Annotated in this window: 18 protein-coding genes and 1 riboswitch; of the genes, 12 read left to right on the top strand and 6 right to left on the bottom strand. The window is 61.5% G+C overall.

The features are described from left to right. Positions 1 to 84: 84 nt before the first annotated feature. A riboswitch (guanidine-I (ykkC/yxkD leader) is annotated at positions 85 to 184 on the top strand. A 56-nt stretch (positions 185 to 240) separates the two neighbouring features. From CLR77_RS06725 to uca, 3 genes are read left to right on the top strand one after another with little or no spacing between them, the layout of a single operon-like run. Continuing rightward, positions 241 to 966, top strand: a complete 726-nt coding sequence (locus CLR77_RS06725; protein WP_097459860.1) for an urea amidolyase associated protein UAAP1 — start codon at positions 241 to 243, stop codon at positions 964 to 966. Between the two features lie 15 nt (positions 967 to 981). After that, positions 982 to 1632 (top strand): urea amidolyase associated protein UAAP2, encoded by a 651-nt coding sequence (locus tag CLR77_RS06730; RefSeq protein WP_097459861.1) that lies wholly within the window; start codon positions 982 to 984, stop codon positions 1630 to 1632. Beyond that, positions 1629 to 5252 carry an urea carboxylase gene (uca, locus tag CLR77_RS06735; RefSeq protein ID WP_097459862.1) on the top strand — a complete coding sequence of 1208 codons (3624 nt, stop codon included), beginning with the start codon at positions 1629 to 1631 and terminating at the stop codon, positions 5250 to 5252. The genes CLR77_RS06730 and uca overlap by 4 nt, the downstream gene beginning before the upstream one ends. A gap of 51 nt (positions 5253 to 5303) precedes the next feature. Here uca and CLR77_RS06740 read toward each other — a convergent pair whose 3' ends face one another. Genes CLR77_RS06740 through CLR77_RS06750 form a run of 3 tightly spaced genes read right to left on the bottom strand, consistent with a single transcriptional unit; the run spans position 5304 to position 7246 of the window. After that, positions 5304 to 6218, bottom strand: a complete 915-nt coding sequence (locus CLR77_RS06740; protein WP_097459863.1) for a pirin family protein — start codon at positions 6216 to 6218, stop codon at positions 5304 to 5306. A 50-nt stretch (positions 6219 to 6268) separates the two neighbouring features. Beyond that, positions 6269 to 6817: a flavin reductase family protein gene (locus tag CLR77_RS06745; protein WP_198962702.1), complete on the bottom strand. Its 549-nt coding sequence runs from the start codon at positions 6815 to 6817 to the stop codon at positions 6269 to 6271. A gap of 9 nt (positions 6818 to 6826) precedes the next feature. Then, positions 6827 to 7246 carry a GFA family protein gene (locus tag CLR77_RS06750; RefSeq protein ID WP_097459864.1) on the bottom strand — a complete coding sequence of 140 codons (420 nt, stop codon included), beginning with the start codon at positions 7244 to 7246 and terminating at the stop codon, positions 6827 to 6829. A gap of 161 nt (positions 7247 to 7407) precedes the next feature. Here CLR77_RS06750 and CLR77_RS06755 point away from each other — a divergent pair, with 161 nt between their 5' ends. Continuing rightward, positions 7408 to 7692 carry a hypothetical protein gene (locus CLR77_RS06755; protein WP_097459865.1) on the top strand — a complete coding sequence of 95 codons (285 nt, stop codon included), beginning with the start codon at positions 7408 to 7410 and terminating at the stop codon, positions 7690 to 7692. Positions 7693 to 7785: 93 nt separating this feature from the next. Here the strand turns inward: CLR77_RS06755 and CLR77_RS06760 are convergent, their stop codons facing one another. Both CLR77_RS06760 and CLR77_RS06765 read right to left on the bottom strand, forming a co-directional pair. Further along, entirely contained in the window at positions 7786 to 8475 is a 690-nt protein-coding gene (locus CLR77_RS06760; RefSeq protein WP_097459866.1) for a VIT1/CCC1 transporter family protein, read from the bottom strand. Between the two features lie 50 nt (positions 8476 to 8525). Beyond that, complete coding sequence (locus tag CLR77_RS06765) at positions 8526 to 8984, bottom strand: MaoC family dehydratase (protein WP_097459867.1); 459 nt, start codon at positions 8982 to 8984, stop codon at positions 8526 to 8528. 221 nt (positions 8985 to 9205) lie between these two features. On the opposite strand from CLR77_RS06765, the gene CLR77_RS06770 reads away from it, so the two are divergent. The 5 genes from CLR77_RS06770 to CLR77_RS06790 all read left to right on the top strand — a co-directional run bounded on the left by CLR77_RS06770 (position 9206) and on the right by CLR77_RS06790 (position 15955). Continuing rightward, complete coding sequence (locus CLR77_RS06770; protein WP_097459868.1) at positions 9206 to 11293, top strand: 3-hydroxyacyl-CoA dehydrogenase NAD-binding domain-containing protein; 2088 nt, start codon at positions 9206 to 9208, stop codon at positions 11291 to 11293. A 108-nt stretch (positions 11294 to 11401) separates the two neighbouring features. Continuing rightward, entirely contained in the window at positions 11402 to 12583 is a 1182-nt protein-coding gene (locus CLR77_RS06775; protein WP_097459869.1) for an acetyl-CoA C-acyltransferase, read from the top strand. Positions 12584 to 12633: 50 nt separating this feature from the next. Continuing rightward, positions 12634 to 13830, top strand: a complete 1197-nt coding sequence (locus tag CLR77_RS06780; protein ID WP_097459870.1) for an acyl-CoA dehydrogenase family protein — start codon at positions 12634 to 12636, stop codon at positions 13828 to 13830. A gap of 10 nt (positions 13831 to 13840) precedes the next feature. Further along, positions 13841 to 14980: an acyl-CoA dehydrogenase family protein gene (locus CLR77_RS06785; protein ID WP_097459871.1), complete on the top strand. Its 1140-nt coding sequence runs from the start codon at positions 13841 to 13843 to the stop codon at positions 14978 to 14980. Positions 14981 to 15016: 36 nt separating this feature from the next. Next, positions 15017 to 15955: a ketopantoate reductase family protein gene (locus tag CLR77_RS06790; protein ID WP_097459872.1), complete on the top strand. Its 939-nt coding sequence runs from the start codon at positions 15017 to 15019 to the stop codon at positions 15953 to 15955. Positions 15956 to 15984: 29 nt separating this feature from the next. Here the strand turns inward: CLR77_RS06790 and CLR77_RS06795 are convergent, their stop codons facing one another. Next, positions 15985 to 16752 carry a class II aldolase/adducin family protein gene (locus CLR77_RS06795; protein WP_097459873.1) on the bottom strand — a complete coding sequence of 256 codons (768 nt, stop codon included), beginning with the start codon at positions 16750 to 16752 and terminating at the stop codon, positions 15985 to 15987. Positions 16753 to 16914: 162 nt separating this feature from the next. On the opposite strand from CLR77_RS06795, the gene CLR77_RS06800 reads away from it, so the two are divergent. The 3 genes from CLR77_RS06800 to pstC all read left to right on the top strand — a co-directional run bounded on the left by CLR77_RS06800 (position 16915) and on the right by pstC (position 20479). After that, positions 16915 to 17931, top strand: coding sequence for an MBL fold metallo-hydrolase (locus tag CLR77_RS06800; RefSeq protein WP_097459874.1), 1017 nt, complete (start codon positions 16915 to 16917; stop codon positions 17929 to 17931). Positions 17932 to 18359: 428 nt separating this feature from the next. Further along, positions 18360 to 19430: a phosphate ABC transporter substrate-binding protein PstS gene (pstS, locus tag CLR77_RS06805; RefSeq protein ID WP_198962703.1), complete on the top strand. Its 1071-nt coding sequence runs from the start codon at positions 18360 to 18362 to the stop codon at positions 19428 to 19430. 92 nt (positions 19431 to 19522) lie between these two features. Continuing rightward, a complete protein-coding gene (pstC, locus tag CLR77_RS06810; RefSeq protein WP_097459876.1) occupies positions 19523 to 20479 on the top strand; it encodes a phosphate ABC transporter permease subunit PstC in 957 nt (318 codons plus the stop codon).

Below are 20479 nucleotides of genomic sequence, written 5' to 3' on the forward strand. Positions count from 1 at the left end.
CGTGGCGAGAGACCACAGTGGCGGAACGCTGCCACCAGCACTCGAAAAGTACAACCGGCCCTGACGTTTGGGCCACACAATTCGGTAAAGGTTGACTAGGGTTCCGGCCGTGCCTGCACGGTGACTGGTCCGAGAGTCGACGGCTCCTCCAGGAGCTACACGGCGGGACAAAAGCCCGGGAGATCGTTCAGTCAATGACGTCTCTCGTGCCTGTTTCGCAGTGAATTGGAGGAGAATGCCATGTTCCAGTCAGACACCCCCCTATACGAAGACCTGTTACCCGGCGGCGCCCATTGGTCATTCGTGATGAAGCGCGGTCACATCCTGCGCCTGATCGACGAAAATGGGGGCGCCAATGTGGGCATGCTCCTGTACAACCCGGTCAGCCCCCTCGAACGCTACAACATGCCGGACACCCTCAAGGCCCAGCACACCTTTCACCTGACGACGGGCCATGTCCTCTATTCCGATATGGGACGTGTCTTCTGCTCGGTCGTCGGCGATTCCCTGGGCTGGCATGACACTGTCTGTGGCACCAGCAATGCGGGTCTGGTCGAACGCAAATGGGGGCGCAAGACCTATCAGGAAGCCCATAACGATTATTACCGCAATGGCCTGGACTGCTTCCTCAACGAGCTGGGCAAATACGGTCTGGGCAAGAAGGACCTTGCGGCCAACGTTAACTGGTTCAGCAAGGTGGTGACCGACGCCGAAGGCAACCTGAGGTATGTGCCGGACCATTCCTCGGCGGGCAGTCACGTCGACCTGCGTTTCGAGATGGACACCCTGGTCGTCCTGCACACCTGCGCCCACCCGCTGGCCCCCGCCGGGGACTATCCGCGTCAGCCGGTGCGCTACCAGTTCTTCGAGGCGGCGCCGGTGGCCGAGGACGATGCCTGCAAAACGTCCTGCCCGGAGAACAGCCGCGGCTTTGCCAATACCGCCCTGTACCACCTGATGCACTGAGCCGGAGGACGGATCATGATCAAAGTAAGCCCGTTACAGCCTGAAGATGCCTGTTTCCGCGAAGTGGTCCCTGCCGGGGAGTACTTCATCAAGGTCGTCAAGCAGGGGCAAACTGTCCGTATTCTCGATCTGGAAGGCAATCAGGCGGCGGACACGCTTTTCTATAATGCCCACAATCCGACTGAGCGCTACAGTGCCGTGGATACCATCCGCGAGCAGGGCAACGTCTATTTGACAGCGGGTTCGAAGCTGCTCTCCACGGAGGGTAACGAGCTGCTGACCATCACCGCCGATACCTGCGGCCGTCACGACACCCTCGGTGGCGCCTGCGCGGCGGAGAGCAACACGGTGCGCTATGCGCTGGAGAAAAAGTGCATGCACGCCTGCCGCGACAGCTGGCTGCTGACGGTGACCCAGCACGAAGAGCTGGGCATGACCAAGCGCGACATCACCCACAACATCAACTTCTTCATGAACGTGCCGGTGACCCCCGAGGGCGGCCTGACTTTCGCTGACGGTATTTCCGAAGCCGGCAAGTATGTCGAACTGAAAGCGGCCATGGATGTGCTGGTGATGATTTCCAACTGTCCCCAGCTGAACAATCCCTGTAATGCCTACAACCCGACACCGATCGAAATCCTGGTGTGGGAGGAGGCAACTGCATGAGCACTCCTGCCCCGGCCCTGCCGTCAAAACTGCTGATCGCCAACCGCGGCGCCATCGCCTGCCGCATCATTCGCACCCTGCGCGCGATGGGAATCGCCTCGGTGGCGGTCTATGCCGAAGCGGACGCTGACGCCTGCCATGTGCGTGAAGCCGATGAGGCCTATAGCCTTGGCGAAGGCGGCGCTGCGGCCACTTATCTGGATCAGGATAAGCTGTTCGAGGTGATCCGCAAGAGTGGGGCCCAGGCGGTCCATCCGGGGTATGGATTCCTCAGTGAAAATGCCGCCTTTGCCCGCCGCTGTGAAGTTGAAGGGGTGGTCTTTCTCGGACCGACACCTGAGCAGATGGAAGCCTTTGGGCTCAAGCACACTGCCCGGGAACTGGCGGAGCAGGCGCAAGTGCCGTTGTTGCCGGGCTCCGGTCTGCTGGAGACGCTGGAAGCGGCACTGGCCGAAGCCAGCCGTATCGGTTATCCGGTCATGCTGAAAAGCACGGCGGGTGGTGGGGGCATCGGCATGTCCCGCTGTTATGACGCCGACGACCTGACCCGTGCCTTCGAGTCGGTGCGACGCCTGAGCCAGAACAACTTCAGTAACAGTGGCGTTTTCCTGGAAAAGTTCGTCGAACAGGCGCGTCATATCGAGGTGCAGTTGTTCGGCGATGGACTCGGTACTGTGGTGGCGCTGGGCGAGCGGGACTGCTCCGCCCAGCGCCGTAACCAGAAAGTGATCGAGGAGGCGCCGGCCCCCAATATCCCGGACGCCGTTCGCCAGCGTCTGCACGCAACCGCCGTTGCCCTGGGCGAGTCCATCGGCTACCGCAGCGCCGGCACCGTGGAATTCATCTACGACCAGGCGGCTGAGGATTTCTACTTCCTGGAGGTGAACACCCGCCTGCAGGTCGAGCACGGCGTCACCGAGGCGGTGTTCAGCGTCGATATCGTACGCTGGATGGTCGAGCTGGGCGCTGGCCTGCTGGATGATCTTTCCGCGCGTGCGGCGGTGCTGAAACCGAAGGGCCATGCCATCCAGGCGCGTCTGTATGCGGAAGATCCCAACAAGGACTTCCAGCCCAGTGCAGGTCTGCTGACCCATGTGGAGTGGCCGGCGGACACTTCGCTGCGTATCGATCACTGGCTGGCGCCGGGTGTGGAGATCTCGCCCTATTTCGACCCGATGCTGGCTAAGGTCATTGTGCACTCGGACAGCCGCGAGGGCGCCCGGCAGAAACTGATCGCCGCGCTCGACGGGACGGTGCTGTACGGCATCGAGACCAACCGGGATTACGTGCGTCAGGTGCTCGATGCCGCGGATTTTCGCGCCGGCTTGCTGTTTACCCGCAGCCTCAACGATTTTGTCTACCGGCCGGATTCGCTGGATGTCCTGTCCGCCGGCACCATGACCACCGTGCAGGATTATCCGGGCCGGGTGGGCTACTGGGATGTGGGCGTGCCGCCTTCCGGCCCCTTCGACAGCCTGTCGTTCCGCCTGGGTAACCGCCTGCTGGATAACCCTGGCGATGCGGCCGGTCTGGAAATTACCCTCAACGGCCCGGCGCTGCGCTTCAACCGCGACACGCAGATCGCGATCACCGGTGCCGAGATTGCGGCAACCCTCGATGACCAGCCGGTCGCCCTCTGGGAGGTGGTCGATGTTGCCGCCGGCAGCCTGTTGCGACTCGGCAAGGTGACCGGGGCCGGAGCCCGCAGCTACCTGTTGCTGCGCGGTGGCATTGATTGCCCGGCCTACCTGGCGTCGCGTTCCACCTTTACGCTTGGCCAGTTCGGCGGTCACGGCGGGCGGGCCCTGCGCGCCGGCGACGTGTTGCACCTGCATGCGGCGACGTCGGCGCCATCGCGGACCCTGCCACCGTCAGTGCGTCCCGCTGTCGGCCGCGAATGGACCTTGCGGGTGATCTACGGCCCCCATGGTGCGCCGGACTTCTTTACCGAGGAGGATGTCGAAACGCTGTTCGCCAGCGAGTGGGAGGTGCACTACAACTCCAGTCGCACAGGCGTGCGCCTGATCGGACCCAAGCCCCAGTGGGCACGTTCCGATGGCGGCGAAGCCGGCATGCACCCCTCGAATATTCACGACAATGCCTATGCCATCGGCACTATCGACTTTACCGGCGATATGCCCGTCATCCTGGGCCCCGATGGCCCGAGTCTGGGAGGCTTCGTCTGTCCGGCAACGGTGATCAGTGCCGACCTGTGGAAACTCGGTCAGCTCAAGGCGGGCGACAAGCTGCGCTTCGTCCCGGTCGACCAGGCGCAGGCCGTCGCGCTGCGTCGCGCGCAGGAAGATACCCTGAGCCGGCTGGAGGCCGTCGCCATGGATATCCAACCGGTACGACCGGCGTCGCCAGTGCTGAAAACGCTGGGTACCGATGTCCACGATGTCGGCGTCGTCTATCGCCCTGCGGGCGACAACTACCTGCTGGTGGAATACGGTCCGCTGGTGCTGGATATCCGCCTGCGTTTCCGCGCCCATGCGTTGATGCTGTGGCTGCAGGAACAGGCTATCGACGGCATCCTGGAGCTGACCCCCGGTATCCGCTCTCTGCAGATACATTACGACAGCCTGCGACTGGATCAGGCGACCCTGCTGGACCGCCTGGTTCTGGCGGAATCGGTGCTGGCAAGGCGCGATGACTGGGAAGTACCCGCCCGTATCGTGCATCTGCCCCTGTCCTGGGACGACGAGGCCTGTCGCCTGGCAATCCAGAAATACATGCAATCGGTGCGCAAGGACGCTCCCTGGTGCCCGAGCAACCTGGAGTTTATTCGCCGCATCAACGGCCTGGACAGTATCGACGAGGTCAAACGCATCGTCTTCGAAGCCAGCTATCTGGTGATGGGCCTCGGCGATGTCTACCTCGGCGCGCCGGTGGCCACGCCGATGGACCCCCGTCACCGCCTGGTCACCACCAAGTACAACCCGGCCCGCACCTGGACCGCGGAAAACTCGGTGGGCATCGGCGGCGCCTACCTCTGTGTATACGGCATGGAAGGCCCTGGCGGCTATCAGTTCGTCGGCCGTACCATGCAGATGTGGAATCGCTACCGTACCACTGACGCCTTCGAACCGGGCAAGCCCTGGCTGTTGCGTTTCTTCGACCAGATCCGTTTTTACGAAGTGGGTGCCGAAGAGCTTCAGGATATCCGGCGTCGTTTCCCCAACGGCGATTATCCGTTGCGGGTCGAGGAGACGACGTTCAGTCTCAGTGACTATGAAGCCTTCCTGGCCGAGCATGCCGAGGGCATCGACACCTTCACGCAGCAGCGTCAGAAAGCCTTCGATGAAGAGCTGCAGCGCTGGATCGCCAGCGGCCAGATCAACTTCCAGAGCGAGACGGTGGCGGGCGACCTGGGAGATGCTGAGGATACCTTGCCCGAAGGGTGCGAAGCCGTGGAAAGCCATGTTGCCGGCAACCTCTGGCAATGCCTGGTCAAGCCGGGGGATCGTGTCGAGGCGCAGCAGCCGGTGGCGATTATCGAGTCCATGAAAATGGAGATCGAGCTACTGACACCGGTGGCCGGCGTCGTGCGGGAGTTACGTCGTGAAGCCGGGCAGCCGGTGCAGCCCGGTATGGGGGTGGTGGTGGTCGAAGTCGCGTAGGCGGCAATCCGTTTGCTCCGGTGCCAGGCGCCGGAGCAAACGATTTCAGGGTTATTCCGGCAGGGGAATGAATTCCTGCTCGTCGCCCGGCACCTTGTCGAAACGGCCAGCTTTCCAGTCCTGCTTGGCCTGCTCGATACGCGCCTTTCGGCTGGAAACGAAATTCCATTCGATAAACCGCGGCGAGAAGGTCTCACCACCGATGAGGGCCAGCCGGGTCTCTTCGACGGCCTCGATGACAATGCCTGACTGAGCGGACAGGATCGCCATGGCGTGCTCCGGAATCCCGGTGTCCTGGGCCTTCAGTTGCCCCTTGGCGACATAGACTGCCCGTTCCTGGGCGTCCGGCAGGGTGAGGCGCTGACCGGGTTGCAGCCAGGCTTCGACGTAGAGGGTGTCGCTGAAGGTTTTGACCGGCGATGTGACGCCATAGGCCGTTCCCATCATGACCCGCACCGGCACGCCCTCGACCGTGACGGCAGGAATCTCGGCGTCCGGGTAATGATGGAACGCCGGCTCCCGTTCTTCCTCTTCCTCGGGCAGGGCCAGCCAGAGCTGCAGGCCGTGCAGGAGGTGGTCGGTTTTGGTGATGTCGGGGCGCTCCCGTTCCGAATGCACGATGCCGCGCCCGGCGACCATCAGGTTGATATCGCCCGGCCGGATGGGCTGCAGGCTGCCGAGAGAGTCCCGGTGCAGGATTTCGCCCTCGAAAAGATAGGTGACGGTGGCGATGCCGATATGGGGGTGCGGGCGCACATTGATGCCGTCACCGGCGCTAAACTGCGCCGGTCCCATGTGATCGAAAAAGATCCAGGGGCCGACCATTTTCCGCTTTGCCGTCGGCAGTAGCCGCCGGACCGAAAAGCCGCCCAGGTCGCGGTCCTTGGGCTGCAACAGCAGTTCGATGGCGCCGCATTCCTCGGTCACCTGACATGGTTGTTCGACGTCTCTTGCCAGATTGCTCATGATGATGTCCCTGTCCTAAACGGTAATGCCCAAACCTACTTTATACGCTCTCAGACGCCTTCCGGCAGCTTCGGCTGCATCATCTTCCGGCGATTCAGGCGGCGCCCATCCACGATGAAAGTGCCATCGCCCACCGCGTGGAGGGTCCGTTTCTCCTGACGGGTATCGTCGCGGTAGGCGGCAAGGCCGTCGAGTACGACGATGTTGTGCTGCTCGATAATGTCGACAACACGGCACTCGATATTGGCCAGGCATTCCCGGATCAGGGGCGCCTTGACGTGTTCAGCGGCCATGGAGGTGAAGCCGAACTGCTGGAATTTGTCGGTATCGGCGCCGGAGCAGGTACCCACGCCAACAACCTTGTCGATGAGATCCAGGGTGGGAATCGCAATGACGCATTCCCGTGTTGCAGATAGCGCCGCGTAGGAGTGATTCCAGGGGCCTGTGGTGATGGCAAAACGCGGCGAGAAGTCCATGACCATGGTCCAGGTGATCGTCATGATGTTGCTGTTCTTGCCATCATGCGTCGTGATGAGCGTCACCGGGCCGGGTTCTATCAGGGTGAAGGCGTGGTCGAGCGGCATCCGTTTCATGGGCATCCGTGCTCCCTAAGGTTGGCGATCCGTGGGCAGGCCTTGGAAGACTGGAACGCTCTCCAGTTCGTGATCCCAGGCGGCCTTGCTGGCCATAAAGAGATGGGCATCCGGTCTCATCTGCAGTGGGTCATCAAGACTTCCCGCCGGAACGACGACCAGGCGACCCTCCATCTGGGTGCTGGGTAACGCAGAACCACAGTGGGAACAGAAACTCTTCTGGTGCCGGCTTGATGGCAGATGGAAGGTGCTGACTCGCTCCTGACCGGAAACCCAGGTCAGCGTTGCGGTTGTCGAGAACAGGTTCGATGCGTGGGCTGAGCCGGTATCCTTTTGACAGTAGGTGCAATGACACAGGAAAAAGTGCTCGAAGGCGCCTTCGATCTCAAAGCGCACCTTTCCACACAGACATGAACCGCTGGTGATCGTCGTCATCCTGAGGGCCTGCCTTGGTCGATTGGAAATGATCACTGTAACGCTATCATCGAATGGGTTCGCCTGCCTTCATCATTTGTGAAAGGCGGCGGTGTGCAGTGTGCGCCCGGAGGACAATTCGTTTATCCTCCTGCCACCCTTGAAAAGAAGATGACTGTCCCATGCGCATAAAGTCCTCGCTCCTGATTTACTGGTTTCTTCTGGTCGCTTTCAGTGTACTGGCCGGCTATGACCTGTCCCGCTGGAAAGTGGGTGGCATGGAAGGTCCGGGTTCCGCGTGGGGAGCGAGTCTGGCGGTTATCCTGATGTGGCCCCTGTTCAGTGCCTTCGTGCTGACGCTGGGGGCTTTTATTTCGCGAGGCGGGAATCTCAAGCCCAGGTGGCTGGCGCTGGTGTCCGTGGTGTTGGCGGGTGCCTGTGCGTATTTGGGGATTGGGTTGATCTGAAGGGGCGGGTGCTCCTTTTTTGTGCGGATTTAGTGCGGACGTCTCAACCCGCGTAGGGCGCAATAACCAACGGGCATTGCGCCGCCACGAGCATCAGGCTGCCACCCCGAACAGCGCCCCCACGCCAGATGTCAGTGCCATCGCCAGGGCGCCCCAAAAGGTCACGCGTGAGGCAGCGACAATCACCGGTGCGCCGCCTGCTTTGGCCGATAGCGAGCCCAACAGTGCCAGAAACAGGAGCGAACAGCCTGAGACCGCCCACATGAGCGAGTTTGCTGGAAACAGGACGACCACCAGCAGCGGAAGAACGGCACCCACTGTAAAGGTAGCGGCGGAAGCCAGTGCCGCCTGAACGGGCCGGGCTGCCAGGGAATCGGAGATACCCAGTTCGTCACGGGCATGTGCACCCAGTGCATCATGCTTCATTAACTGGGTGGCCACGCTGGAGGCGAGTGCCGGATCCAGTCCGCGTTTGACATAGATTGCCGTGAGCTCCTTTTGCTCATAATCGGGATTGGCGATCAGTTCTTCTTTCTCCCGGGACAGATCGGCACGTTCGGTATCGGCCTGTGAGCTGACCGAAACATACTCGCCGGCCGCCATCGACATCGCGCCAGCGACAAGACCCGCGACGCCCGCAACCAGGATGTTCTGTGCATCGGCCCCCGCGGCAGCAACGCCCATCACAAGGCTCGCCGTGGAGACAATGCCGTCATTTGCCCCAAGAACAGCGGCGCGAAGCCATCCGATGCGTTGTGTCTTATGTCTTTCGGGATGCTTCATGGGGCCTTCCTTGTTGTGCTGGGTTGGTGGGAGCAGGCATTGCTCTGGCGTTATTTAAGGAACACGGCCAGGTGCTCGGCGATGCAGGCGGGCCTGTCCTGGCCTTCTATCTCAATGTGGGTTTCAAAGGTGGCTCGTACGCCCTGGTCTCCCTGGGGTTCCACCGCCGTCAGTGTTACTCGTGTTCGAATGTTGGCACCGCTGGGGACCGGGGCAGTGAAGCGGACCCGGTTCATGCCATAGTTGATGGTGGCGCTGATATTGTCCAGGGCGAAAATCTGCTGGTTCAGGTAAGGCAGCATGGACAGGGTGAGGAAACCATGGGCGATGGTGGTGCCGAAGGGCGACTGCTGTTTGGCACGGGCCTGGTCCAGGTGGATCCATTGATGGTCGTCGGTGGCGTCGGCGAAGGCCTGGATGCGGGCCTGGTCGATGTTCAGCCAGGGGCTGGTGCCCAGTTCCTGGCCGATGAGGCTGTGAAGAGCCTCTATGCCGGCAATACGTTGCATGGTCGGAACCTCCGCGTTATTGTGCTTATTGTTTCGCTAGTCGGAATTGCATTTCGAAAAAATTGCCTGCTTACTTTTTTACTTTATACTGGGGTCCTCCGCAAGTTGGGGTGCGATAATCCGTCATTCGGATCTGATTGACGTTTTCCGGGGTTATCGCCTGTTCGTCGTTCACGGGCCCCGTCCTGATGCCTGAGAGGGTCTTGTTTATGGGAGGAGTTATGACGCAAGTTGTCCGTTACGAATGCCGCGACGGTATCGGTGTAATTACCGTCGACTACCCACCAGTCAACGCACTCGGCGCAGCTGTCCGTTCGGGGTTGCTGGCCGCGCTGGAGCAGGGACTCCAGGATGCCGATGCCAGGGCACTGGTCGTGACCGGCGACGGCCGTACCTTTCCCGCCGGGGCCGATATCCGTGAATTCGGCAAACCGCCGGTCGAACCCTTCCTGCCGGATGTGATCAACGCCTATGAAAGTGCCGGCAAGCTGACCGTCGCGGCGATCCATGGCACGGCGTTAGGCGGCGGTATGGAAGTGGCACTGGGATGTGATTACCGGGTGGCGCTCGATTCGGCCAAGGTCGGTCTGCCGGAAGTGAAACTGGGCCTGTTGCCCGGCGCCGGCGGCACCCAGCGCCTGCCGCGTCTGATCGGTGCCGATGCGGCACTGCCGATCATTGCCGAGGGCAACCCGGTTCCGGCCGCCAAGGCCAAAGCGTTGGGGCTGGTCGATGAGGTGGTCAGTGGCGATCTGGTTGCAGGCGCCGTTGCCTTCGCCCGCAAGCTGGTCGAATCCAACGCGCCGCAGCGTCCGCTGCGAGAGCAAGCGGTCAAACTCGATAACCCCAACCTGTTTGCAGAATACGAGAAGAGTATTGCCCGCAAACAGCGAGGCTTCCTGTCGCCGTTCCGCTGTATCGAGGCGGTGCGTGCTGCCACCGAGCTGCCGTTCGATGAAGGCATGAAAAGGGAGCGGGCGCTGTTTATGGAGCTGATGCAGTCCTCCGAATCCCGCGCCCAGCGGCATGTGTTCTTCGCCGAGCGCGAAGTCGCCAAGGTGCCGGGCATTGCCAAGGATACGCCCCGGCGTGACATCAATACCGTCGCTGTGATCGGGGCGGGCACCATGGGTGGCGGCATCGCCATGAATTTCGCCAACGCCGGTATCCCGGTGCGGCTGCTGGAAGTGAAGCAGGATGCCCTGGACCGCGGCCTGGCGGTCATCCGCCGCAACTACGAGAACACCGCCAGGAAGGGGCGCCTTACTCAGGACGATGTGGAAAAACGCATGAGCCTGATCCAGCCGACCCTGTCTTACGATGATCTGGGCAGCGTTGATCTGGTGATCGAGGCTGTGTTCGAAACCATGGACATCAAGAAAGCGGTGTTCAAGGAACTGGACCGCGTCTGCAAGCCGGGCGCCATCCTCGCCACCAATACCTCGACCCTCGACGTCAACGAAATCGCCGCTATAACCAGCCGTCCCCAGGACGTTATGGGCATGCACTTCTTCAGTCCTGCCAATGTCATGAAACTGCTGGAAAACGTGCGCGGCGAGAAGACCGCCGACGATGTGGTTGCCACCGTCATGGACCTGTCCAAACGCATCGGCAAGGTCGGCGTCTGTGTCGGCGTGTGCCACGGTTTCGTCGGCAACCGCATGCTGCACAAGCGTCAGCATGAAGCCATCGCCCTGGTGGAAGAGGGCGCCAGCCCAGAACAGGTGGACAAGGTCATCTACGACTTCGGTCTGCCCATGGGCCCCTTCGCCATGTCCGACCTGGCCGGTCTCGACGTCGGTTACCGTATCCGCGAAGAGTTGCGCAAAGCCGGAGATCCGGAAGCCCAGGCGCTGAGCTGGGTCGACAAGCTGGCCGCCAAAGGCCGTTATGGCCAGAAGACCGGCGCCGGTGTCTTCCGTTACGAAGAGGGCGACCGCACGCCGCGCCCTGATCCGGAAGTGGCTGAGCTGATCGCCGAGCACCGTCGCGAGAAAGGCATTACGCCGCGGGAAGTGACCGATCAGGAAATCCTCGAGCGCTGTCTGTACGTGATGGTCAACGAAGGCGCCAAGATCCTGGAAGAAGGCATTGCGGCGCGGCCATTGGATGTCGACGTGGTCTGGATCTATGGCTACGGCTTCCCTGTCTATCGTGGCGGCCCCATGTTCTGGGCCGATCACGTCGGCGTGAAGACGATTTATGACAAGGTTGTGGAGTTCCAGAAGCGGCTGGGCGACAGCAACTGGAAACCGGCACCGTTGCTCAAGCAGTTGGCGGAAGCCGGTAAAGGGTTTTATGCCGGTTAAGGGTAGTCGGAAAGCGTATTGAGCTGGGCTTTCCCCCCTCTCCCCCGGCCCCTCTCCCACAAGGGGAGAGGGGAAATGGCATTTCACGATAGATTCAGGAGACTCATCATGAGCGAAGCAGTCATCGTTTCCACCGCACGCACGGGTATCGGCAAAGCCTTCCGTGGTGCCCTGAACCAGACCCATGGCGCGACCATGGGTGGTTATGTCATCGCTGAGGCGGTGCGCCGTGCCGGTGTCGACCCGGCTGAAATCGAGGATGTGATCCTGGGCTGTGGCCTGCCGGAAGGCGCCACCGGCCACAACATTGCCCGTCAGGCGGCGTTGCGCGCCGGTCTGCCTGTCACCGCCAGCGGCACCACGATCAACCGCTTCTGCAGCTCCGGTCTGCAGGCGATTGCGGTGGCGGCCCAGCGGGTGATCGTCGACAAGGTTCCAGTGGCTATCGCTGGCGGTCTGGAGTCGATCAGCCTGACCCAGGCCAACCTGAATCCGACGTTCCACCATGAGGACTGGCTGCTGAAGCACAAGCCGGAACTGTATCTGCCGATGATCGACACGGCCGACATCGTGGCCGGCCGCTACGGCGTCAGCCGGGAAGCGCAGGACCAGTATGCCCTGCAAAGCCAGCAGCGCACGGCGGCAGCGCAGGAGAAAGGCCTCTTCGACGATGAGATCGTGCCGTTCGAAACGACGATGCTGACGAAGAACAAGGAGACCGGCGAAACCGCGCAGGTGGCCGTGACCCTTTCTCACGACGAATGTAATCGCCCAGGCACGACGCTGGACGGTCTGAGCCAGTTGCAGCCGGTCCGTGGAGAAGGTCAGTTCATCACAGCCGGCAATGCCAGCCAGCTCTCTGATGGCGCCAGCGCCTGTGTGGTAATGGACAGCAAGCTCGCCGAGCAGCGTGGCCTGCAGCCGCTGGGTATCTTCCGCGGTTTCGCCGTGGCGGGGTGCGAACCGGACGAAATGGGGATCGGTCCGGTCTTTGCCGTGCCGCGCCTGCTGGAGCGTGCTGGTCTGAAGATGGATGACATCGGCCTCTGGGAGCTCAATGAAGCCTTCGCTTCCCAGGTGCTCTACTGCCGCGACCGCCTTGGCATTCCGGACGAGCGACTGAACGTCAACGGCGGGTCCATTTCCATCGGCCATCCGTATGGAATGACGGGAGCCCGTATGACCGGGCATGCCCTGATCGAGGGCAAGCGCCGTGGTGTTCGTTACGTGGTCATCACCATGTGTATCGGTGGCGGCATGGGTGCTGCCGGTTTGTTCGAGGTGGCCTGAGGGCCGCCGTCGTCCGCCCGTCGCGGTTACTGACTGACGAGGAGAATCCGATGGATCTGCATTACACCGCCGAAGAGCAGGCCTTCCGCGAGGAAGTGCGTGCCTTCATGCGCGACAAGTTGCCTGGAACCATTGCCGCCAAGGTTGCTGCCGGCCAGCGTCTGGATAAAGACGATATGGTGAACTGGCACAAGGCCCTTAACAGCCGTGGCTGGCTTGCCCAGCATTGGCCCGAAGAGTACGGCGGCACCGGCTGGAGCCCCGTGCAGCGGCATATCTTCGAGGAGGAGGCCGCCGCGGCCAATGCCCCGCCCATCATTCCCTTTGGGGTCAACATGGTGGCGCCGGTGATCCTGCGTTTCGGTACCGAGGAGCAGAAGCAGTATTACCTGCCGCGCATCCTCAATAGCGACGACTGGTGGTGTCAGGGCTACTCCGAGCCGGGGTCCGGTTCTGACCTGGCGTCACTCAAGACCCGCGCGGTGCGCGACGGCGACGACTATATCGTCAACGGGCAGAAGACCTGGACCACTCTGGGCCAGTTCGCCGACATGATCTTCTGCCTGGTGCGAACCGATACCACCGTGAAGCAGCAGGAGGGCATTACCTTCCTGCTGATCGATATGAAGACGCCGGGCATTACCGTGCGACCGATTATCACGCTCGACGGTGAGCACGAGGTGAACGAGGTCTTCTTCGAAGACGTTCGTGTGCCGGTGGCCAACCGGGTCGGCGAGGAAGGGCAGGGCTGGACCTGTGCCAAGTACCTGTTGACGTTCGAGCGCACGGGTATTGCCGGCGTCGGTCATGCCAAGGAGGCCTTGCGCCACCTGAAGTACGTGGCGGGCAAGCAGCTCAAGAACGGTCGCCCGCTGATTGAAGATCCCCTGTTCCGGGCCCGTATCGCCAATGTCGAAATCGACCTGATGGCGCTGGAAATCACCAACCTTCGGGTGGTCGCGGCAGCCCAGAACGGCGGTGTCCCCGGTCCCGAAAGCTCCATGCTGAAGATCAAGGGCACCGTCGTGCGCCAGGAAATCACCGACCTGCTGCGCCGGGCGCTGGGTCCCTATGCCTTACCCTTTGTTTCCGAAGCGCTGGATGCCGGTTCCGGGGTCGAGCCGGTGGGTCCTGACTACGGGGCCGCCCTGGCTGCCGACTACTTCAATCGCCGCAAGCTGTCGATCTACGGTGGTTCCAACGAAATCCAGAAAAACATCATCTCGAAGATGATTCTCGGACTTTAGGAGGCAGGGCATGGACTTTTCACTGACTGACGAACAGCGCATGCTCCAGGATACGGCCGACCGCCTGGTCCGTGAGCAATACACGTTCGAGGAGCGCCAGAAACTGCTCGACAGCGAGCAGGGCTTTAGCGCGGAAATGTGGCGCCAATATGCCAACCTGGGGCTGCTGGGTGTGCCTTTTTCCGAGGCCAGCGGCGGTTTCGGCGGTGGCGGTGTGGAGCTGATGCTGATCTCCCAGGCATTTGGCCGTGGCCTGATCCTCGAGCCCTACCTGGCAACGGTGGTCCTGGCGGGCGGCTTGCTGGACGCTGCGGGTACCGAGGCGCAGAAAGCCGAATACGTCGAACGCATCATCGGTGGTGACCTGATCGCCAGTTTCGCCCATAGTGAGCCGACGTCGGGCTACGCGTTATCCCAGGTCGAAACCCGTGCGGAAAAGCAGGGCGACGGTTACCGGCTGACCGGCCGCAAGGCCGTGGTTCCCCATGGCGACAGCGCCGAATGGCTTATCGTCTCTGCCCGCATCTCAGGGGATACTGGCGCCGAGGACGGCATTGGCCTGTTCCTGGTGGATGCGGCGGCCAAGGGCGTTACGCGGCGCGGTTACCCCACCATCGACGGCTTGCGTGCCGCCGAAATAGCGCTGGATGCTGTCGAGGTTCCCGGCACAGCATGCCTGGGTGAGCCCGGCCAGGGCTATGCGTTGATCGAACAGGCGGTGGGTCGTGCTATCGTGGCGTTGTGTGCCGAAGCGGTCGGTGCCATGGAAGTGGCCTGCGACCTCACGCTGGACTATCTCAAGCAGCGCAAGCAGTTCGGTGTGCCCATCGGTAAGTTCCAGGCGCTACAGCACCGTATGGTGGATATGCGCATCGAGCTGGAGCAGGCGCGCTCCATGGCCATCCTGGCGGCCAGCAGTCTGGATGCCGGGCGCGAGGAGCGGGAGCGGGTCCTCAGTGCGGCCAAGTGCCTGATCGGCAAGGCCGGCAGGCACGTGGCGGAAGAGGCTATTCAGTTGCATGGCGGTATCGGTATGACCTGGGAATACAGTCTGCCGCATTATGCCAAGCGGCTGGTGATGATCGATCATCAACTGGGCGATGTCGATTTCCATCTGGAACGTTTCAGCGACCTGATGGAGACGGCCTGAGTTCGCCCTGTTCAACAGGTTAAAGAGGTAAACAGGATGCAACAACCGAGTGTGCTGGTGGTGGGGGCGGGAGCTGTCGGCGGTTTTTATGGCGCCATACTGCATCGCGCCGGAGCCGCCGTGTCCGTGGTCAGTCGTTCCGACTATGACCGCATCGTCAGTGACGGTATCCGGGTCGACAGCACACTTGGCGATTTGTCCTACCGGCCGGGTGCGGTTTATCGTCAGGCCGACGATTGCCCACAGCCGCCGGATTACCTGCTGTTGACCGTCAAGGTGGTGGACGGTCTTGACCGTGCGGCCCTGATCCGGGGGGCTGTCGGACCCGGGACGACGATCGTGATGATCGAGAACGGGATCGATATCGAGCCGGAGATCGCAGCGGCCTTTCCTTCCAACCCACTTATCAGCGCGCTGGCCTTTGTCGCCGTAACGCGGATCGCACCGGCACACCTGGAGCACAAGGCCTACGGGCATCTGGTGCTGGGCGACTACCCGCTGGGTGCTGGCGAGGGCGTACAGCAGTTCGCGGCGATGCTGGACAAGGGTGGCGTATCCGGGAAGGTGCGTGACAACGTGCTGCGTGAGCGCTGGCGTAAGTGCGTCTGGAACGTGGCATTTAATCCGACCTCGGTCCTCGCCGGTGGCGCGGATACCCAGACCATGCTCAATGCGCCGGGTAGCGAGGCCTTTATCCGCTCTCTGATGGAGGAGGTCTGTCTGGTGGCGGCGGCTGAAGGCCAGGCTCTGGACCTGAGTCTGATCGACGGTATTCTGGAGCAGACTCGGCAGATGCCGCCCTACAAGAACAGTATGGCGGAAGACTTCCTGCATCACCGGCCCATGGAAGTGGAAGCCATCCTCGGCAATGTGGTGCGATTGGCCAGAAAGCATGATGTGGCCGTTCCGCACCTGTCTTCGATTTATGCCCTGATCGGCATGCTGCTGGCCAACCGGGAAGCGCCCCGCGCCTGAGCGGAGCGCCTCCGTCTGTCACTCCGCGTTCAGTTCCGGTAGGACGGGTCTTCGCGATCGAGTTGCCGGATCAGTCCTTTCCAGGCCAGTCCTGCAATGGCGGGTAAGCCTTCCGACTGTTCATAGGTGGTGTCGATGGCCGCTTGACTCGGCCAATGCAGATTGTCGCTGGCCTGGGCCTGAACCTGGATTTCACAGGCCTTGATTAGGAAGTAGGTCCAGATAAAGGCTTCGGGAACACTGCGGCCGACGCTGAGGGTGCCGTGGTTACGCAGCAGCATGATGGGCTTGTCGCCCAGGTCGTGGATCAGGCGCTCCCGCTCGTCGAGATTCAGCGCAACGCCTTCATAGTTGTGGTAGGCAACATGCTTGTGCACCAGCATGGCGGTCTGACTCAGGGGCAGCAGACCATCGGCCTGGGCTGATACGGCGACGCCGGGAGCATAGTGGAGATGCATCACCGCGCCGGCTTCCGGACGAGCCATGTGCACGGCGCTATGGATCGTGAAGCCTGCCGGGTTGATGCGTTTCTCCGGATCGGCATCGACCACTTGGCCGTCCTCGTCGACCTTGACCAGTGACGACGCGGTGATTTCATTGAACAGCTCACCGTACGGGTTGATCAGGAAGTGATGTTCCGGCCCGGGTACCCGGGCCGACAGATGGGTAAAGATGAGGTCGTCCCAACCATAACGGGCGACCAGCCGGTAACAGGCGGCCAGCTCCATGCGGACCTGCCATTCCGCTTCGGATATGTCGGTGGGGCGTTGCGAAAGGGTTTCCGTGGGCACGTGCATTGAGCCTCCTACTTTTTTAGAGCGTTTAGCCTGGAACATTTAGCGATGAACATTCGGCTGAGAACGCCTGGTTAAGAACGACCGGCTAGATACGGTACGACTGAAAGCGAGACGGCCACTGGGTCGATTATGTACCCCTTCCGAGGGGATCGGGGAGCGATAATGTCTGATGGTTTGTATTACCCCTGGCCTGAAGCGCCGGTGCCGGGGGGATGGCGCGAAGTCGCGCCGGGTGTGCGATGGCTGCGCCTGCCGCTGCCTTTTGCACTGGATCATATCAATGTCTGGCTGCTGGCCGATGAGGATGGCTGGACCCTGGTCGACACCGGCATCGGTTACACGAAGATCCAGCCGGTCTGGCAGACGTTGTTCGAGACGGCCCTGGAAGGTCGTCCGCTGCGCCGGATCCTGGTGACCCATTATCACCCGGATCATGTGGGGCAGGCCGCCTGGTTGTCGGAGCACTTTGGGGCGCCGGTCTGGATGGCGGAGGAGGAATACGCGTTGGCCAGTCGTTTGCTGTCGGTCAGCGACGAAGAGTCCAGCGCCCGCATGGCGGACATGATGGTTTCGCACGGCTTGAACGGTGATCTGCTCGAGGGGCTTCGCCGTCACGGCAATGGATACCGTCGTATGGTCAAGCGTTTGCCTGAAACCGTGCACTTCCTGCGGGATGACGATGTCATCACCGTGGGTGACCGTCAGTGGCGTGTGATCATCGGACGTGGGCATGCACCGGAGCATATCTGCCTGGCCAGCGAGAGCGGCGACCTGCTGATCTCCGGTGATCAGGTGTTGCCGCGTATTTCCACCAATATCAGCATGCGTCCGGGGGAAGAGAGTATCGACCCGCTGGGGCTGTATCTGGCATCGCTGGAACGGCTGTCCGCCTTGCCCGCGTCGATCCGGGTATTGCCTTCCCATGGCTTGGTCTTCGACGGCCTGCATCATCGGCTTGATGCCCTGGCGGCACATCATCGTGTGCACCTGCAGCATTTGTTGGACGCCTGCGACAAGCCCCAGACTGCGGCGGATGTTCTGCCGGTACTGTTCAAGCGCGAGCTGGACGGACATTCGATCCTGTTCGCCATGGGGGAGAGTATCGCTCACCTGCACCACCTGCATCTTCAGGGAAAGCTGCGGCGCTCGGAAACCGAGCCCTACCGCTACGCACGCTAAGTCGGCGTGTTGTATAGCGTCCTGCCCGTTTGATGGCGGGGCGCCCTTTGTTTCGCAGTGCAAAACCTAGTTCCGTTAAATTCCGCTAGCACGAAGGTATGCCTTCAACCCCGTTGGCGTCAAGCCTGCCTGATCGGCGGCTGCCTCTCCCCACCACCGTGAAAACCCGATTGGATCGCCTCCTGCCGTCCCTCATCCGTGTGGCATCATGCTCCAGGTCAAGAACCTCAGTCTCGCTGTCACCGAAATGTCATGGCCCAAACGCCAATCTATCGGGCGTCCGGGACCCCGTCATTTCCGCCAGGATAGAGCGGGCATATCCGGGATCCGGCCTTTTCGGCCACCGGTAAGGATGCTGCAGCGATCCGACATCCCGTTGTTATCGATAGAACGCATAAACGAGAGACTGAGGTATCAAGATGAAAGGCATGTTCAAGGCCAAAGGCCTGCGCACCGGTTCGCTGGTGATCAAGGGTGTTCTTGCGGCGACCCTGGCAACCGCCAGTATCGGCGCTGCCAACGCGACGACGACCATTCAGGAAACCGGCTCCAGCCTGCTCTACCCGCTGTTCAACCTGTGGGTACCGGCATACAGCAAGGCGCACCCGGACGTACAGATCAACGCTGCCAGCACCGGTAGCGGTACCGGCATCGCCCAGTCGATCGCCGGTAACGTGCAACTGGGTGGCTCCGACGCCTACCTGAGCGGCGCGATGATGAAAAAGCATCCTCACATGCTCAACATTCCGGTGGCGATCTCGTCCCAGATGGTGAATTACAACCTGCCGGGCCTGAACGGCAAGCACATCAAGCTGAGCGGCCCCGTTCTGTCGCGCATCTATGAAGGCACCGCCACCTATTGGGATGACAGCGCCATCAAGCGCATGAACCCGGGTGTGGACCTGCCACATCACCGCATCGTGCCGGTACATCGCAGCGACGGCAGTGGCGACACCTTCCTGTTCACCCAGTACCTGTCGTTCAGCCACCCCTACTGGCACAAGAAATACGGCTACGGCACCACGGTTAACTGGCCTGCCGTTCAGGGCGAAATCGGCGCCACCGGTAACCCGGGTATGGTGCAGGCGCTGAAGGACAACCCCTACAGCGTGGCCTACATCGGTATCAGCTATAAAGGTCAGATCGACAAGGACGGCCTGGGCGAAGCCAAGCTGAAGAACCGCTCCGGCAACTTCGTGCTGCCCACCGTGGAGACAGTGCCGGCTGCAGCGGCCGCCATGGTGCCCAAAACGCCGAAGGATGAGCGTGTCAGCCTGATCTTTGCGCCGGGCCATAACGCTTACCCGATCATCAACTACGAGTACACCATCGTCAGCGCCGATCAGGGCGACATGGCGGCACCGCTCAAGCAGTTCCTGAATTGGGCAGTAAGTACGAAAGGCGGCAACGCCAGTGAGTTCCTCAAGCCGGTGAACTTTATGCCGCTGCCGCAGAAAGCGGCGGAACTGACGCGCGCACAGATCGCCAAGATCCACTGATCCGGCACGTCCGGTTTGGCCTCGCCCGTTAGCCTCGGAATAACGGGCGGGGTCCCTTTCTCCGGCCTATCGATGTCAGACGACGGTTTCGCATGAAGAGAAACACATGGTTTCGGTGGGGGGTAACTGCCTGTGCCTCCATTATCCCGCTGGTGCTGCTGGCGATCGTTATTTTCCTGCTGATCGACAGCTGGCCTGCCATGCGTTTCAACGGCTGGCATTTCCTGGTGAGCAACCAGTGGAACCTGGGTAACGAATACGGCGATCTGGTGACGGTCAATGGGCAGCAAGTGCCGCCCGGCGCCGATTACGGGATCGGCTTCCTGATTGTCGGTACCCTGTCGAGTGCCTTTATCGCCCTGTTGCTGGCCTTGCCGGTGTCAGTGGCGGCTTCTGCCTTCCTGGCGGAAATGGTGCCCAAGCGTCTGCAGAACACCGCATCCCTGATGGTCGAGTTGTTGGCCGGGGTGCCCAGCGTGGTGTTCGGACTATGGGGCCTGATTGTGCTGGTTCCCTTCATGAATCATTACATCTATCCGGGACTGACGCATGTCCTTGGCGATATCCCCTTTTTCCAACCGCCAACCGGCGCCGGATACGGTCTTTTGACCTCATCGGTGGTGCTGGCGGTGATGATTGCGCCGCTGATTACGTCGACGGTGCGCGGCGCCATCGAGAACGTTCCCATGGTGCAGCGCGAGGCGGGGCTGGCCTTGGGTGCGACCCGTTTCGAGGTCCTCGTGAAAACCGTGATTCCCGGCGTCCGCCGCGTCATTATCGGCGCAGGTATCCTGGCGTTGGGGCGGGCCCTGGGGGAAACCATGGCGGTGTTGATGGTGAGTGGCAACGCCCTCGGCTATCTGCCGCATAATATCTACAGCCCCATTTCGACCATGGCGTCGTTTATCGTGTCGCAGCTCGACAGCGCCCTGCAGGATGCGTCCGGTATGGCTGAGCACGCCTTGGCCGAGATTGCATTGATCCTGTTTGCCATCACCCTGATCGTCAATGTCGCGGCCCGGGGATTGCTCTGGCTGGCGAGGGACTGA

Origin of the sequence: Mangrovitalea sediminis, from assembly GCF_002514725.1 — a bacterium.
Classification (GTDB): Bacteria; Pseudomonadota; Gammaproteobacteria; order Pseudomonadales; family Oleiphilaceae; genus Mangrovitalea; species Mangrovitalea sediminis.